Source organism: Thalassotalea sp. PLHSN55 (assembly GCF_052030545.1).
GTDB lineage: Bacteria > Pseudomonadota > Gammaproteobacteria > Enterobacterales > Alteromonadaceae > CANMXU01.
In genome coordinates this window covers 459,952-475,351 of the sequence record NZ_JBPDIH010000004.1, presented here as the reverse complement: position 1 = coordinate 475,351, position 15,400 = coordinate 459,952, and the positions used below count along the sequence as shown (strand labels likewise).

Below are 15,400 nucleotides of genomic sequence, written 5' to 3'. Positions count from 1 at the left end.
TTGGCCCAAACTTCGCATCAGTAATACTCACATGCCGTGCATGCTCCGTGTTACTTCTTTAAGTTTGAACCAACTAACTGCGACAAAGAAGTTATTTCGCAGCTAGTTATAAAATTTAATTTTTGTCTTTATAAAAGTACTTTATATCATTTGGCTAAGTAAATGATGTTTTAGCAAAGCATTTTAATATTTTTGTGTAGGAGCTTAGTTCACTAAGTGACAAACAAAAAGATTAAAATAATGCCGATAAAACGAAATTTACAACGCCAAATTTAGTGCTCACGTGTTTTGTGGAAAGTGATGTCAGGATGACGCTCCTGCGCCAACGACAAATTCACCATAGTTGGCGCAATATAAGTTAAGTTATCACCACCATCTAACGCTAAGTTATCAGACGCTTTCTTCTTAAACTGATCTAAGGTGCGTTCATCATCACAGGTACACCAGCGCGCTGTTGCCACACTTATCGGCTCGTAAATCGCATCAACGTTATATTCTGTTTTTAAGCGCTGAACAACTACTTCAAACTGCAATACACCAACGGCGCCAACGATCATGTCGTTATTGGCCATTGGACGAAATACTTGCACGGCACCTTCTTCTGATAACTGAATCAAACCTTTTTGCAATTGCTTGGCTTTTAACGGGTCGCGCAGGCGAATACGGCGGAACATTTCAGGGGCAAAGTTTGGAATGCCGCTAAATTTCATATTTTCACCGGCGGTAAAGGTATCGCCAATTTGAATACTGCCGTGGTTATGTAAACCAATAATATCACCCGCAAAGGCTTGTTCTACGTTAGAACGATCGCCGGCCATAAAGGTAACCGCATCGGCTATTTTTACGTCTTTGCCAATGCGTACTTGTTTCATTTTCATGCCTTTTTCATACTTGCCCGAACAAATACGCATGAAAGCAATACGGTCACGATGTTTCGGATCCATATTGGCTTGAATTTTAAAGACAAAACCTGAGAACTTTTCTTCTTCAGCTTTTACTTCGCGGGTATCAGTCATACGCGGTAATGGCTTAGGTGCCCACTTTGTTAAACCATCTAGCATATGGTCTACGCCAAAGTTACCTAATGCGGTACCAAAAAATACCGGCGTTAATTCACCTTTTAAAAACTCATCAAGGTCAAATTCATGAGAAGCGCCTTGCACAAGCTCTAACTCTTCACGAAAATCGTCGGCGTAATTACCAATCGCTTCATCAAGCTCTGGATTATCAATGCCTTTAATAACACGCTTTTCTTGAATGGTGTGGCCTTGGCCGGTTGCGTATAAAATGGTTTCGTCGGTTAATAAGTTGTACACGCCTTTAAATTCTTTACCCATGCCAATTGGCCAAGTAATAGGGGCACACTTAATTTTTAATACGTCTTCAACTTCGTCCATTACTTCCATCGGATCACGCACATCGCGGTCCATTTTGTTCATGAAAGTAATAATGGGCGTATCACGCAAGCGAGTAACTTCCATTAATTTAATGGTACGTGCTTCAACACCTTTTGCTACGTCAATCACCATTAAGCATGAGTCTACCGCGGTTAAGGTACGGTAAGTATCTTCCGAGAAATCTTCATGGCCTGGAGTATCAAGTAGGTTCACTAAACAGTCGTTGTAAGGGAACTGCATGACCGAGGTGGTAATTGAAATACCACGGTCTTTTTCCATTTCCATCCAGTCAGACTTGGCATGTTGGCCTGATTTTTTACCTTTTACCGTACCGGCTTTTTGCAAAGCTTGACCAAAAAGTAATACCTTCTCGGTAATGGTGGTTTTACCCGCATCCGGGTGAGAAATAATCGCAAACGTTCTACGTAAGTCGACTTCCTGCTGTTGTACAGACATGCTAGTTACCTGTTGAAACTGGAGTTAGTGGCTATTCGCTTGATAAGTTTATTATGCTAAGCAAACGCGGAAAAATTAAAGCGCGATATTATAGCGAACTATTCGCTTAAAGTAATGAGCCGAGGGCGATTTAATTGAAATTGTTTTTAGTGATTGTGATAGCTTTTGTTTCAGTACTGGCAAAGCGCTGACAGCTTATATTTTGTATCTCAATCGACCAAGGCTGCTCGGCAGTTGATTAATGCACCTATTTGATTTATGTTGCATAACTCAAATAATTACAAAGGCTTAGTATGGAAGCTCTCCAGCCTATTGAACGCCCCCGATTACCCTATTTAGATTTTCTTAGAGGCATTGCGGTACTTGGTTTGTTAACCATGAACCTTGCTTATATGGGCTTATTAGATCCTGAAGCGCCATTTCCGGTCGATTCTACTTTTGATGATTGGGTATTAGCACTACAAGCGGTATTACTTGATGGCAGGTTTCGCAGTTTGTTTTGTTTGCTTTTTGGCATCGGCTTGTATTTACAGTTTACCCGTTATCAACAGCGAGGTTTGAATGCTGTATTGACCTTAAAATCGCGATTACATTGGTTACTCGTGTTTGGTCTTAGTCATTGTATTTTTATTTGGTCGGGCGATATTTTGATCCTTTATGCGTTAGCCGGGCTAGTGGTGATAAAACGCCTTGAAAATAGCACTGAACAGTTATTTAAACGAGGCTGTGTATATTTTGCTATTGGCATGATAATTCAAATTTTACTGGAGCTGCTTTTATGGTGGGTGACGACATACTATCCGGAAGATGAAAGCCTTGTCGCTATACTTAGCTTGCAAGATGTGTATGCACAAAACATCGGTTATGCCTTCATTTATATTATTACTTTTCCATTGTTATCTATGTTTTATATTTGTGGGCTAATGTACATCGGCATAGCTTTGTATAGGCAAGGTGCCCTGCAGCATGGCTTTAGTAAAAAGCAGCTTATAAATTTAATGTTGGCAACGTTCGTATTTTCTTTGGCGGATTTGTTAGTGACACTTGATGTATTTACTACCGGAATTATGACCGATGTTTTGTCGTCAATTTCTGGGCTGGCGATGGCCTTGTTATTTTGGCATTGGTTGCTTAAATCAAAATACTATATCAGCGCGAGTTGGCTGGTGCAGTCGGTTTCGGCATTAGGCCGTAAAGCGCTGACTTTTTATATCTTTCAATCGTTAGTGATGACGACGTTATTGCGTTTTATTTTTCCACAGTGGAATAACGAATTTGCTTTGGCGCATTACTTCTTATTAGCGCTGGCATTTATTCCTGTGCAATTGGCACTTGCTTATTATATTGATAAATTTTTCAGCCAAGGACCACTCGAGTTTTATTGGCGATACTTGGTTACTAGAAAATCACATAAGATTGAAGCTCAGTAAATGTGTCGATTTCCTTTTCCATTTTCTTTTCGATTTTAGGGGAAGCACTTTGATGGAAAAGAATACTAATTGCTTTATTTATACGTTAAATTGAAGGCGATAATTAAAGCGAATTAACATCAGTTTAAGGAATAAAAAATGCCCCTAGCTAAAACATTGGTTCTCGTTTGCTATGTTGTTATATCACTGTGGATATTAAGTGGCTGCGCGTCGATGAACTTAGACTATAAAGAGCCTAGTGTTGAGGTAACTTCATTTAAAATGCTGCCCGCTAATGGCTTTGAACAAAACTTTGAAATTGGCCTAAAGCTGACCAATCCTAATAATTTTGAATTGCCGATTAATGGTATTAGTTATCAATTAAATGTTGCCGGTGAAAGTTTAGCGCATGGCGTCGCTGCTGATATTCCCACCGCAGCAGCCTTTGGTGAGTCGCGTTTTGTTGTGCCAGTTTCCACCAGTTTATTTGGTGGTTTTAAAGTGCTGCGCTCGCTAATGTCTAAACAAGGGCAAGATATTTCGTATCAATTAAAAGCTGATATTGATATCGATATTCCGTTTATGCCAACCATTACCGTGACCGAAGACGGAGCGATCCCGCTAGGTAAAAAATAAGCTAAAAGTCATTTGGAAATAAAAGTTAATCACTGATACCGACACTTTCGAACGATTTAATTAACGTAATGGCAGCGAAACACGCTAAAATAGCGACCACTATTTTTGCTTTTAACGTTGTGATTAATGACTTCTGACCCTACTGTAAATAAATCGCCTGCCAGTTTTAACGAGCTTGGACTTATTGAACCCTTGCTAGCGCGATTAACAGAACTTAACTATCAACAACCAACGCCGATTCAAGCGCAAGCCATTCCTGGCGTATTAGCTGGCCGTGATTTAATTGCCGGTGCCAATACCGGCTCAGGTAAAACGGCGACTTTTGCTTTACCTTTGTTGCAACAGATAGATAAATTATCAGCGCGCCAAAAAGCTACCGATAAAACTGATAAAGGCAATTATGTTACTGGACTTGTTTTAGTGCCTACACGTGAACTGGCCAAGCAAGTGGCTGATAGCATTAAATCTTATGCGGTTCATTTTAACGGCGCGATTAAAACTTTGGCGGTGTTTGGCGGGGTATCAACTAATAAACAAATGTTAGCGTTACGCGGTGGTGCCGACATTGTTGTTGCAACGCCGGGTCGTTTACTTGATTTAATTTCAAGTAACGCTGTTAAACTCGATAACGTAAAAACCTTAGTGCTTGATGAAGCAGATCGCATGTTAAGTTTAGGTTTTACCGAAGAGCTAACAGAGCTTTTGGCTTTGCTACCCAATGCTAAACAAACGCTATTGTTTTCAGCTACTTTTCCAGAAAAAGTTAGTGCATTAACACAAAACTTACTCAATAACCCGCTTGAAGTTCAGGTGCAAAGTCGTGATGCTAGCACGCTGGTACAACGTGCTTTCACAGTAAATAAAGGGGAGAAAACACAAGTACTTGCCCATTTAATTCAAACCAATTTATGGCGACAAGCGCTTATTTTTGTGAATGCGAAAAATAGCTGTAAACACCTTGCTGAAAAACTGGCAAAACGCGGCATTATCGCAGAAGTTTTTCATGGCGATAAAGGCCAAGGCGCACGAAGCAGGGTGCTTGATGGTTTCAAATCAGGGGAAATTGACGTACTTATCGCCACCGATATCGCTGCCCGTGGTTTAGATATTGAAAAATTACCTGTGGTGATCAACTTTGATTTACCACGCAGCCCGTCTGATTACATGCACCGCATTGGCCGAAGTGGCCGTGCTGGTGAAGTTGGCCTAGCCATTTCATTACTTGATTATGAAGACTATAATCATTTTAAAGTGATTGAAAAGAAAAATAAAATTCGCCTTGAACGCGAGCAAGTTGAAGGTTTTGAAGTGGATGAAATAATCACGGCAGAGCTTTTAAAAGCGCTTAAACCTATGGCAAAACCTGAAGGTAGCGGTAAGAAAAAACGTAAAAACTTAAGCCAAGCAAATATCGATATTTGGTTAAACAAATCTTAAGTCGTCTCTTCGTGCTGAGCCTAGTTTACCTGAGCTAAGTTATCCCGAGCCTAGTTAATCCGAGCTAAGTTAACCCTAGCTGAGTTAACTAAGCTAGGGTTTATTGTTAAACCATTAACGTTAATGACTGTTTTTCTTTCTTAACGCTATTTTTGCGGTAAAGGTTAATACCACCCCGGCAACAAGTGATAACATCGCGATGCCAAACATCGCATTATCATGACCTTGAAAAGCTAACAGAGCAATACTTAACAAAATACAAAACACACCTATACCTATGAATGCTTGTGGATGTGAAGAAATCATTCCCGGCTGTTTTTCAACTTTCACATGATGATGAGCTGTAGCTTTGCGTTTGTGTTTAGTCGTTGGCATAGTTCATTCCTTTTACCGTAATGCGCCTTTAAATTGGCTGATCATATATCGTTAACATAGCAAGTAAAATGAAACAAACCAAGTGAGTAAACTTGTTAAATGTTATTGCTATTTATCAATAACATTTAACCGCTAAATCAATGTTACTTCTATGATATCAATCAATTATTGTATGTTACCTTGTGCGAAAGCTAAGGTAAGCGAAGTGATTTTACTTGTGTGCCTGTAAAGCTGAGTTTGCGGCTAATGGCGTTTGTGACACGAGTATAACAACTGAAAGTATTAAAACCACAAAATATTCGTTTATACTCATTACCTTCACGTTAACTAGAATTAAAGCATCAATATAATGAAAAAAATTATAAGTTTATCTTTGCTTGCAACTGCAGCGTTAACAGGTTGTGGCGCGGGCGATACCACCGTAAGCCAAAACAGCGCGGCTGACATTACTGCAAGCTATAACAGCATTAACAAAGAGCAACTTGCTGAGCACATTAAAGTGCTTGCTTCAGACGAATTTGAAGGGCGCGCACCTTCAAGTAAAGGCGAAGAGCTAACGCTTGATTATTTAACCAAACAATTAACGGCAGTTGGTTTTGAGCCGGGCAATGGCGATAGCTTTTTGCAAGCCGTGCCTATGGTATCAATTGAAGCATCACCTGATATGACGTTATCTATTGGCGGTAAAGACTATCAATATGGTCCTGAAATGGTGATGGGCTCTAGCCGCATTAGCGAATTCGAACAGCTAAAAGATTCAGAATTAGTCTTTGTTGGCTACGGTGTTAACGCACCAGAGTATAACTGGAATGACTACCAAGGCTTAGATGTAAAAGGTAAAACCGTGGTGATGTTAGTTAACGACCCAGGTTTTGCTACCGAAGATCCAGCTATCTTTAATGGTAAAGCGATGACCTACTATGGCCGCTGGACCTACAAATATGAAGAAGCTAGCCGCCAAGGCGCAGAAGGTGCGATTATTATTCATGAAACCGCGCCAGCTTCTTATGGTTGGGGCGTGGTTGAAAATTCGTGGAGTGGCGCGCAATTTGGTTTTGTTCGTGAAGATAAAAACAAAGGTCGCGTTGCTGTTGAAGGTTGGGTAAATAGCGATGTTGCCAAAGAGTTATTTGCTAAAGCGGGTTTGAACTTTGAACAAGCCAAAGCCAAAGCCGCCCAAGGCAGTTACCATGTTGATATGGGCGATTTAACTGCATCGGTTACCGTGAAAAACACGGTAAAAGAGTCGGTATCATACAATGTTATTGCTACTTTACCGGGCAGTAAAAAAGCGGATGAACACATTATTTATACTGCCCATTGGGATCACCTAGGTATAGATAAAAGCTTAACCGGCGATCAAATTTATAACGGCGCAGTCGATAACGCCTCAGGTACGGCAGCGTTAATTGAAGTGGCTGAAGCGTTTGCAAAACTGCCGGTACGCCCAGAGCGTTCAATTACCGTATTAGCGGTAACGGCTGAAGAGCAAGGTTTGTTAGGTTCTAAGTTTTATGCCGCTAACCCGATTATTCCAGCTGCAAAAACCGTGGCTAATTTGAACATGGATGCCTTAAATGTTGATGGCGCCAGTAAAGATGTCTCTGTTTATGGTTTAGGACAATCAGAGCTTGATAACTACTTAACGGTTGCTGCAGAAAAACAAGGTCGTGTGATTGCTGGCGACCCTCGTCCTGCAGCCGGTATTTATTATCGTTCTGATCACTTTGCTTTTGCTAATATTGGCATTCCAGCCCTTTATGCTAAAAGCGGTAAAACGCCTGCCGATGAAGCGACAAAAGTGCTGCGCGAAAAAATAGGTGCCCGTTTAGCTAAGTGTTATCACAACCTATGTGATGAATACAGTGACGACTGGGACTTATCAGGTGCGGTGCAAGATATGCAGGCATTTTTTGAAATTGGCTATGAGCTTTCAAAAGAAAATGTGTGGCCTAAGTGGAGCGAAAGCTCTGAATTTAGTCGCTAAATTAGAAGCCTCAAGCTGCAAGCGAAAAGCCTTAAGTTATAAGCCATAAGTTTGAAGCTGCAAGTTCAAAGCTAGCTGATGCAATATTAGCTAGCTTTTTATTATCTTTCATTCCTTTTAAACACGGCAATTACCCTTCAAATTATTAAGCAGCGCTCTTTCATTCATATTTGCTAACGTTTTAAATAGAAATACTAATTATTCGCATGCTACTCTCTTGTTTATGCTTTAAAGGCTCATGCTTATAGAGCTTATACACAGCAAAAATTGAATAATAACGACAGCAGGCGGTTTATGAAAAAAGCATGTGCAAATTTACTTACCTTAACCACGTTTTCGCTAATTTTTAGTGCAGGTGCTGTTGCCGATGGATTAACAGATTTACAGTCAGCATTAACAAAATTAACCGGCACTGTGCCGGTTTCAGCTGAACTTGAGTCAGCCTTTACCAGGCACAGCGGTAAAGCCAAAAAACTTAAAACCACCAGCGGTTTTGTGCAAGTGGCATTAACCGACAATGCCAATGGCTTACAAATAAACTATTCCAATCAAACCATAAATGCAATTGAGCAAGAAGCTAACGCCAAAGAAAACGACGAAGAGGTAAATACCCCGACGTTAAATGCTCTTGACGGTATTCAAGCGAGCAATTTACGTAATATGTTATCGGCAGCAAATGATGTCGCCCGAACATTAAAAAAAGCAGAATTTATTAGTGAGCAACCAACAACTACACCTGATGGTAAACTTGCCCGCTTGCTCAACTTTACTCTGCCATTAGAAGCAATTGTTGATAATAAAGAAGTGCGTGGTTACGTCGATGATTTTACTGGTAATTATAGCGTCACTATCGATGAAAACGGTGTACCGCTTAGCGCGCAGTTATCGTTTGAAGGCAGCGGCAGGGCCTATATTATTTTCTCCTTAGACATTGCTCAAACCAATACCGCGCAATATCAAGTTGTTGGCGATAGGTTGATTAAAGTGCATGAAGAGTTCGATCGAAAACAAAATTCCACTTTTGGAAAACGTGACTCATCAGGCTATAAAACCTTAACCTTAAAACCTGATGAATCGTTAGTGGCGTTTCAGCCCTAATTTATTCGTTTATTAGTTGAGTAGCGGCACAATTTATCTCAGCTTATTTATGAATCGCTATTAAGCCATAGTGTGAAACTATTGATGTCAGTTACTTCATCTATGGCTAAGATCCAAATTAATTCACTGGTGTCTGAAAAATCGAGGCCGTCATCAGCAATGACTTTATTTAAATAGCGACCATTTAATCCGTTATATTTATTCGCTATTTCAATGGCGAGCTGCCAACTTCTTCCCCACGTGTTATGTTTTTTAAGTGTTTCTAACGCAGTTCTGTTCACTTTATTAAAACCGGCACTACCATTATTTGTTGCGTTACCGTCAGGAATTTTTTGATAACTGGTCGCGTGTTTCACAAACGCTAAACTGGCTTTTCCAGTATGCTTTTCGTTCCATTGGCTATGTTGAATAACATGCACACGTGATTTAATTAATTCAGGTGTTACATGCTCGCTTATCGCTAAAATCCAAGCAGCGGTAAAGTCTGATTGCCCCGCTTCCATTACCCAAACACTGCCGCCTTTATTTAACTGATGTGTGACTTTATCGGCAACATTGCTAACAGCGTGCTGATAATGCTTATGCGCATCAAGCCAGTTTTTGCCAAAAGCACTGTTAAATAATGCTGGCGATGGCACATAAAGCCCATTTTGCGTGCCGTAAGCACCGGCAACAGCAAGATAATTAATTTTAAGGTGATCTAAGCGCGCCAGAATACTATGGGTTGCGGCAATGGTGTGAAGATCGTCAACATCGGTTTTACTGTCAAATTGCAGCAACAGTAAGTCTTCTTTTGCATTAAAAGTGTTTGCTAAGCTAACGGTTGAAATAAAGCTTAACAGTATAATTTTAATTAAAAATTTCATTATTATTGACCTAATTATTATCTTGAATGGGCATACAAAATGCTCTCTGTTAGTGCCTAGTTAAACCATCTATTAATGTATTTGTCAAGTTGACAATAAGGTGGGTTGGGGATACTTTATCAATCGAAGTAAAAATACCTTCGAGCAACGACAGATAATTTATGGAGTAAAAATGAGCCTACACAAAGCGATAGTTTTAATGTTTATTTGGCTAATAACGATAAACTGTTACGCGTTTACAGAAAATGTTAATCAGGTGAAAGTGAGCCAGGCGAAGCTGTCCCAGGAGCAGTTGATCCAGACAAAGGTAGTTCCAGCAAAAGAGGCACATGTTACTCATTATCAGGGCAGTCACTTTCTAACCTATTTTATTGGCGAAACGCTTGGTACAAAAAATGCGATTGCTGGTGTGGCAACTATTGAGCCGAACAATGAAATTCACCCTGCCCATCGTCATAATGAAGAGGAGTATTTAATGATCCTTGAAGGAAGTGGGCTATGGACAATTAACGATGAAACGTTTGCAGCCAATGCTGGCGATATTTTATATGCGGCTCCCGGGGATTTACACGGCTTGTTTAATAATGGTACAAAAACAATGAAATTTGTTGTTTTTAAATATCAGGCAAAACCAATACCTAAAACCAAGGCTGAGCCTAAGCGCTAAAACAAGTACTAAAACATGCACTACAACAGGAAAAATAATGAAAACTATTTTGGGATGTATAACATTAATTTTGTCACTTGCTGCGAATGCTCAGTGGCAAATGATCGAAACACAAAATGCGGCAACTCCGCGGCATGAAAATGGTTTTGTTGCTCATAATAAAACGCTTTACTTAATTGGTGGCAGAGGTGACAAACCCGTTGAGCAATTTGATATTGCGCAGCGCTCGTGGTTAAAAAAAGCGAATACACCGCTTGAAATGCACCATATTACGCCGGTGTCGTTTGGCGAAAGTATATTTGTAGTGACAGGTTTAACAGGTAAGTATCCTGTAGAAAGTCCGTTAGCCTATGTTTATCAGTATCAACCTAAAACAGATACTTGGTCGATGCCATTTGAAATACCGCTAGAGCGTCGTCGCGGCGGCGCGGGTGTCGTGGTACATAATGACAAAATCTATATTGTTGGCGGTATTACCAATGGGCATACCAGCGGCACCAGTAAATTATTTGATGTGTATGATCCTAAAAACAATACCTGGCATGTATTAACCGATGCGCCTAATATTCGCGATCATGCAAATGCGGTGATTTTATCGGGTAAATTACTCGCTTTAGGCGGGCGAAATACCAGCTATCATGAACCGGATAACTTTACTGCTTTTATGGATAAAGTAAGCAATAAAGTCGATGTTTATAATTTTGATAAAAAAGCGTGGCACACATTAGACGTTAATTTACCTGTGCCCACAGGCGGTGGTGGCGCGGCAGTACTTAATAATACCCTTTATTATACGGGCGGAGAAACCGGTGCATTGCCTGCTAATCATAAAACTGTTTCATTTAGTTTTAATAACATGCGCTGGCAAGACGAAGCGCCACTTAATCGAGGTCGTCACGGCAGTAATTTAGTTGTTGTTGATAACAAATTATATATTGCCGCAGGTAGCGGGCAACGAGGTGGTAAGCCTGAATTAAGCTCAATTGAAGTTTTCCAAAAAGGCGTTAAAAAATAACAGGTGCTTTGATTTTTAAAATACCCTGTAACGCATTTAAAATATTTGCGTTACAGGGGCTTACTTTACAGTGTTTTGGCGAGCAAAGCTTATTTATTACCCGCTTGCGCTTTTTCACGTTGCAGTTTTTTCTGCTCGCGCTTTTTCTCTAGTGCGACTTTAATGTCGCCACCAATATGTTCATCACCACGAGCTTTCGCTAAGTCGATTTGGCGTTGACGCTCAGCAAAACGGGCTTTTTGTTCATCACTCATTTTGTCATGACATTTAGGGCAGCTAATGCCTTTAATGTAGTGCTCACTTTGCTTTTCTTCTTCGGTTATTGGGAATCGACAAGCAAAACATTGGTCGTACTGGCCTTTTTCTAAGTCGTGATTAACCGCAACGCGACCGTCAAACACAAAGCATTCACCTTCCCATAAGGTTTCTTCTTTTGGTACTTCTTCAAGGTATTTTAAAATACCGCCTTCGAGGTGATAAACCTCTTCAAACCCTTGCTCTTTCATGTAAGCGGTCGATTTTTCACAGCGAATGCCGCCAGTACAATACATGGCAACTTTTTTGTGTTTGGTTTTATCTAGGTTTTGTTCAACGTATTCTGGGAATTGACGAAAGTTTTCGGTATTTGGATTAACCGCATTTTTAAAGGTGCCAATTTCAATTTCGTAGTCGTTACGGGTATCAACTAATAAAACTTCAGGATCTGAAATTAACGCGTTCCAGTCTTTCGGTTTTACATAAGTCCCCACCACTTGCAGTGGGTCGATACCTTCAACGCCCATGGTGACAATTTCTTTTTTCAATTTCACTTTGGTGCGTTGAAAAGGGTTTTCTTGATGATAAGAAAATTTATATGAAATAGGGTTTAAGCGTTCATCGTTTTGTAAAAACTCAAGCACTGAGTCAATCGCTTTTTGGCTACCGGCAATGGTGCCGTTGATGCCTTCGCTTGCTAGTAAAAGTGTGCCTTTTACGCTTTGGCTTTCCATATGAGCTAATAATGGCGCTTTAAGATCTTGGTAATTGTCGAGACGGACAAATTTATATAGTGCACAAACGACGGTTTGTTTGCTGTGTTGCTGATGTTGTGTTGTCATTTTTTACCCATTGAGCTGTCCGTAACGTAAATACGGCGCTGTAGATTAAGTGGTTATTGTAATGTTTATTTATCGTTCAAACGTACTTAATTGATGCTTGAGCAATAATTCGCCGCGCATTCTAGCAACAAATGTGAAATAAGTCACATTTGTTGCTTTTGGCTCTTAACTTTTAATTTTCAACTTGTGGCTTTTGACTTAAAGCTTCTCGCTTGTAGCTTTAACTTTCAGCTTAAAGCTTCTTGCTTGTAGCTCGTTATTAAGAGCTACACGAGAGCATAGAGCAGCCGGCTTTATTTCTAGCCCAATCAGGGCGCTTTTGTGCGTAGCGTTCAAATTCTGGCTGTTCATCGTATGGGCGTTTTAACAGTGCTTGCAAGGTATGAAGTTCGCTGTAATCACCTTGCTCTGCTTTGTCGATAGCTTGCTGAGATAGATAGTTTCTAAGCACATATTTAGGGTTAACTGCATTCATTTTGGCGATGCGTTTGCTGTTATCAAAACCTTGCTGGGTGAGTAAGCGCTCGCAATAAGCATTTAACCAAGTGGCTAATTCTGCTTTGTACTCAGGCGTTATTTGCTCACTCTGATAATAACAATCGGCAAAATGAAGCGCTGGCTGTTCAAGGGCTTTTTCGCTGATGTTGATCGTGGCCAGTTTTCGGTAAAACAAGGTCATGTCAGTTTCTATGCTTGCCAGTAACTCTTCAAGCTGGCTAAAAATCGCTTGGTCAGAGGCCTCAACATACTCATTAAAACCGAGCTTTTCAGCCATCATCTCTGCCCATTGTTGTTGATAATTGTCACTAAATTCATCGATGCATTGCTGCAGTGGTTTAGCATCATTAATTAATGGGTAAATGGCATTGGCGAGTTGGCATAAGTTCCAACGACAAACTTGCGCTTGCGCGCCAAAACGATAGCGTTTTCCTTGCGCGTCGGTGGTATTGGGTGTCCAGTCGGGGTCAAAATCATCAACCCAACCATACGGGCCAAAGTCGATGGTTTCACCTAATATTGACATGTTGTCGGTATTTAATACGCCATGGACAAAACCGATACGCATCCAGTGCACTACTAATTTGCAAGTGCGTTGGCACACTTCATTAAACCAATTAGCATACACCTCAGGCGAAAACGTTTGTGTTTGGTCGAGTAAATGCGGGAAGTCGGTTTTGATGCAATATTGCGCTTGTGCTTGTAATAAAGCGCCGTCGCTGCGCGCTGATGGTAATTGAAAACTACCAAAACGGGTAAAAGAAGACGATACTCGGCACACCACAGCGCCTAGTTCATATTTTGCGTTGCCATCGTAAAACATATCACGACGAACATTATCGCCGGTTAAACATAAACTTAATGCTCGCGTGGTTGGTACACCTAAATGATACATCGCCTCAGAGCATAAAAACTCGCGTATTGACGAGCGCAGCACGGCTAAACCATCGGCAGTTCTTGAATACGGGGTAGGGCCAGCGCCTTTAAGTTGTATGGTTTTATGACCAAAGTTTTTAGTTTGAATATCACCTAAATTAATTGCACGACCGTCGCCTAATTGGCCAGCCCAACCACCAAATTGATGGCCGCCATAGCACATCGCATATGGCTGCATGCTTGTTGTAAGCTGGTTGCCGGTAAGTAGCTGCGCAAGTTCATCTTCATCGTGCTCACTAAAAGAAAAATCGAGTTCATTGGCAACATCGTCATTAAAGGCAATTAACTTTGGCGCAGCAACACTTTTTGGCGTCGCAAAAGAGTAGGCGGCATGTTCAACCTGACGCGGATAATTTTCAGCTAAGCTGTCGCCCGGCAAATGACTAATATATTGATTTACAAAGGTAAGGTTTAACATGATAACAGTAAGCGCGCTTAATGATTAAATGAGAATAACAATCATTTTATGGCATTTGCTGAAATTAAGACATCATTGATTTGCGCCAATTTTTTCTTACTTATCGTTAAAAGCTATGTTGCGCCTGAGGATTTTATATTTTAAGAGGTTATTTTGGGCTGAATTAACGTTTACGTCTTTTAATTCCCTATGCTTCGACAAGCTCAGCATGAACGGGAATTATTGGAAAACTGGGGTCGGTGACAAAAAATAAGGAAGAAAGTAGTCGGCATTTGCCATTTGTATAAATGTCACCGACCCCTTTTCCAAACAAACGGAAATTATTGCGCATGGACTCATTTAGATAAATTCACCGCCAAACCGCTAGTCCTGAGCCTGTCGAAGGAAGCTTGTCGAAGGAAGCGCGAAGCGTCTATAACATCACAGGGGGCGGTGACAAAAAATAAGGAAGAAAGTAGTCGGAATTTGCCATTTGTATAAATGTCACCGACCCCTTTTCCAAACAAACGGAAATTATTACGCATGGACTCATTTAGATAAATTCACCGCCATGCCGTTCGTCCTGAGCTTGTCGAAGGAAGCTTGTCGAAGGAAGCTTGTCGAAGGAAGCGCAAAGCAGTCGAAGTAACCTACGTTCTGCAGGCTTCACTCTTTTTCATCCATGAAATCGTGACTATAGGCCGACGTTTATTTTCGTCCATCAAACTAAGCAACCGAGCATCCTGAGCGCGAAGCAGTCGAAGGAACCTACGTCCTATAGGCTTCACTCTTTTTCATCCATGAAATCGTGAATTACCTATTTCCTATAGGCAAAAAAAAGCGCATTCAAATGAATGCGCTAAAAAAACATGAAACACTAAGGGGATTAAAACTCTCGTAAAGTAAGAGCGGCTGGTTTTGATTTAGTTCAAATTTATTTTAATTTTGATGAATTTAATTTGAAAAGCATCGTTCGGGAGAGCATGGGGGCGGTGATAAAAGAAGCAAGAAGATCTGCGGGATTAACCGTATGTACATGTTATCGAACCAGTTTCAGCTCAAAAGCAGAGAAAGATAGTTCACATAATTTCCTATACTTCGACAAGCTCAGCATGAACGGAAATTATTG

At 40.6% G+C, this 15,400-nt stretch carries 12 protein-coding genes; 7 read left to right on the top strand and 5 right to left on the bottom strand.

Annotated elements, in window-relative coordinates:
* Positions 1-272 precede the first annotated feature (272 nt).
* On the bottom strand, positions 273-1,853 hold the full coding sequence (gene prfC, locus ACRRSQ_RS10570) for a peptide chain release factor 3 (protein WP_440875699.1): 1,581 nt from the start codon (positions 1,851-1,853) through the stop codon (positions 273-275).
* A 293-nt stretch (positions 1,854-2,146) separates the two neighbouring features.
* Between prfC and ACRRSQ_RS10565 the strand changes: the two genes are divergently transcribed.
* The 3 genes from ACRRSQ_RS10565 (at position 2,147) to ACRRSQ_RS10555 (ending at position 5,335) form a co-directional block, all read left to right on the top strand.
* Complete coding sequence (locus tag ACRRSQ_RS10565) at positions 2,147-3,283, top strand: DUF418 domain-containing protein (protein WP_440875698.1); 1,137 nt, start codon at positions 2,147-2,149, stop codon at positions 3,281-3,283.
* Between the two features lie 138 nt (positions 3,284-3,421).
* Entirely contained in the window at positions 3,422-3,898 is a 477-nt protein-coding gene (locus ACRRSQ_RS10560; protein ID WP_440875697.1) for an LEA type 2 family protein, read from the top strand.
* 126 nt (positions 3,899-4,024) lie between these two features.
* The gene (locus ACRRSQ_RS10555) at positions 4,025-5,335 is read left to right on the top strand and encodes a DEAD/DEAH box helicase (RefSeq protein ID WP_440875696.1); all 1,311 of its coding nucleotides are present in this window, start codon (positions 4,025-4,027) and stop codon (positions 5,333-5,335) included.
* Between the two features lie 120 nt (positions 5,336-5,455).
* Here ACRRSQ_RS10555 and ACRRSQ_RS10550 read toward each other — a convergent pair whose 3' ends face one another.
* Positions 5,456-5,710, bottom strand: coding sequence for a hypothetical protein (locus tag ACRRSQ_RS10550; protein ID WP_440875695.1), 255 nt, complete (start codon positions 5,708-5,710; stop codon positions 5,456-5,458).
* A gap of 349 nt (positions 5,711-6,059) precedes the next feature.
* Between ACRRSQ_RS10550 and ACRRSQ_RS10545 the strand changes: the two genes are divergently transcribed.
* On the top strand, positions 6,060-7,697 hold the full coding sequence (locus tag ACRRSQ_RS10545; protein WP_440875694.1) for a M28 family metallopeptidase: 1,638 nt from the start codon (positions 6,060-6,062) through the stop codon (positions 7,695-7,697).
* Between the two features lie 294 nt (positions 7,698-7,991).
* Positions 7,992-8,795, top strand: a complete 804-nt coding sequence (locus ACRRSQ_RS10540) for a hypothetical protein (protein ID WP_440875693.1) — start codon at positions 7,992-7,994, stop codon at positions 8,793-8,795.
* A gap of 47 nt (positions 8,796-8,842) precedes the next feature.
* Here ACRRSQ_RS10540 and ACRRSQ_RS10535 read toward each other — a convergent pair whose 3' ends face one another.
* Positions 8,843-9,661, bottom strand: coding sequence for a hypothetical protein (locus ACRRSQ_RS10535; RefSeq protein WP_440875692.1), 819 nt, complete (start codon positions 9,659-9,661; stop codon positions 8,843-8,845).
* Between the two features lie 172 nt (positions 9,662-9,833).
* Between ACRRSQ_RS10535 and ACRRSQ_RS10530 the strand changes: the two genes are divergently transcribed.
* Both ACRRSQ_RS10530 and ACRRSQ_RS10525 read left to right on the top strand, forming a co-directional pair.
* Positions 9,834-10,328 carry a cupin domain-containing protein gene (locus ACRRSQ_RS10530; RefSeq protein ID WP_440875691.1) on the top strand — a complete coding sequence of 165 codons (495 nt, stop codon included), beginning with the start codon at positions 9,834-9,836 and terminating at the stop codon, positions 10,326-10,328.
* A 37-nt stretch (positions 10,329-10,365) separates the two neighbouring features.
* On the top strand, positions 10,366-11,343 hold the full coding sequence (locus ACRRSQ_RS10525) for a Kelch repeat-containing protein (protein WP_440875690.1): 978 nt from the start codon (positions 10,366-10,368) through the stop codon (positions 11,341-11,343).
* Positions 11,344-11,432: 89 nt separating this feature from the next.
* Here the strand turns inward: ACRRSQ_RS10525 and trhO are convergent, their stop codons facing one another.
* Positions 11,433-12,440, bottom strand: a complete 1,008-nt coding sequence (gene trhO, locus ACRRSQ_RS10520) for an oxygen-dependent tRNA uridine(34) hydroxylase TrhO (RefSeq protein ID WP_440875689.1) — start codon at positions 12,438-12,440, stop codon at positions 11,433-11,435.
* Between the two features lie 259 nt (positions 12,441-12,699).
* Positions 12,700-14,292 (bottom strand): protein adenylyltransferase SelO, encoded by a 1,593-nt coding sequence (locus ACRRSQ_RS10515; protein WP_440875688.1) that lies wholly within the window; start codon positions 14,290-14,292, stop codon positions 12,700-12,702.
* Positions 14,293-15,400 lie beyond the last annotated feature (1,108 nt).

Bases quoted from the DNA above. Each gene is read 5' to 3' on its own strand.
- ACRRSQ_RS10530 (WP_440875691.1), top strand. From the start codon at position 9,834: ATGAGCCTACACAAAGCGATAGTTTTAATGTTTATTTGGCTAATAACG.
- ACRRSQ_RS10560 (WP_440875697.1), top strand. From the start codon at position 3,422: ATGCCCCTAGCTAAAACATTGGTTCTCGTTTGCTATGTTGTTATATCA.
- ACRRSQ_RS10535 (WP_440875692.1), bottom strand. From the start codon at position 9,661: ATGAAATTTTTAATTAAAATTATACTGTTAAGCTTTATTTCAACCGTT.
- ACRRSQ_RS10515 (WP_440875688.1), bottom strand. From the start codon at position 14,292: ATGTTAAACCTTACCTTTGTAAATCAATATATTAGTCATTTGCCGGGC.
- ACRRSQ_RS10555 (WP_440875696.1), top strand. From the start codon at position 4,025: ATGACTTCTGACCCTACTGTAAATAAATCGCCTGCCAGTTTTAACGAG.
- prfC (WP_440875699.1), bottom strand. From the start codon at position 1,853: ATGTCTGTACAACAGCAGGAAGTCGACTTACGTAGAACGTTTGCGATT.
- ACRRSQ_RS10545 (WP_440875694.1), top strand. From the start codon at position 6,060: ATGAAAAAAATTATAAGTTTATCTTTGCTTGCAACTGCAGCGTTAACA.
- ACRRSQ_RS10565 (WP_440875698.1), top strand. From the start codon at position 2,147: ATGGAAGCTCTCCAGCCTATTGAACGCCCCCGATTACCCTATTTAGAT.
- ACRRSQ_RS10550 (WP_440875695.1), bottom strand. From the start codon at position 5,710: ATGCCAACGACTAAACACAAACGCAAAGCTACAGCTCATCATCATGTG.
- ACRRSQ_RS10525 (WP_440875690.1), top strand. From the start codon at position 10,366: ATGAAAACTATTTTGGGATGTATAACATTAATTTTGTCACTTGCTGCG.
- ACRRSQ_RS10540 (WP_440875693.1), top strand. From the start codon at position 7,992: ATGAAAAAAGCATGTGCAAATTTACTTACCTTAACCACGTTTTCGCTA.
- trhO (WP_440875689.1), bottom strand. From the start codon at position 12,440: ATGACAACACAACATCAGCAACACAGCAAACAAACCGTCGTTTGTGCA.